General features: G+C 44.6%; 1 protein-coding gene. It reads left to right on the top strand.

What is annotated here, in order from left to right; translation table 11 throughout:
• A partial coding sequence (locus K0039_RS25520) for a pyrimidine/purine nucleoside phosphorylase (protein WP_228106924.1) occupies window positions 1-193 on the top strand: 193 nt, incomplete at its 5' end.
• Window positions 194-435: the final 242 nt, after the last annotated feature.

Below are 435 nucleotides of genomic sequence, written 5' to 3'. Positions count from 1 at the left end.
TGAAGGCGAATACACCTTCAGCACCGCTGAGCCGGAAGAGATGACGGTAATCAGTGGCGCGCTGAATGTGTTACTGCCTGACGCGACCGACTGGCAGGTGTATGAAGCCGGTTCGGTGTTTAATGTTCCCGGTCACAGTGAGTTTCATCTGCAAGTTGCCGAACCCACCTCTTATCTGTGCCGCTATCTGTAATTCCTCGCCTTCCCCTTGAACGGGAGGGCATTTTTCTGAAATATCCTTTCTTTAGCCCATAATAATATTTCCTTTGCTGCGATTTTTTCAATTTCCGATATATTCATAATTTATCAAGGTTGATATAAATATCAGTGAAGATCTCCAGATATTGTTGCGGAACTGGCTACGATAAAAGATAAATCAGATGATGAATGGTGGCGTGCATTGCTGCAAAGTCGCAATGATCATTTACGCCAAAC

Source organism: Terrisporobacter mayombei, from assembly GCF_020748465.1.
Classification (GTDB): Bacteria; Bacillota; Clostridia; order Peptostreptococcales; family Peptostreptococcaceae; genus Terrisporobacter; species Terrisporobacter mayombei.
The sequence above is the reverse complement of the archived record's forward strand: the minus strand, read 5'-3'. Positions and strand labels throughout refer to the sequence as shown.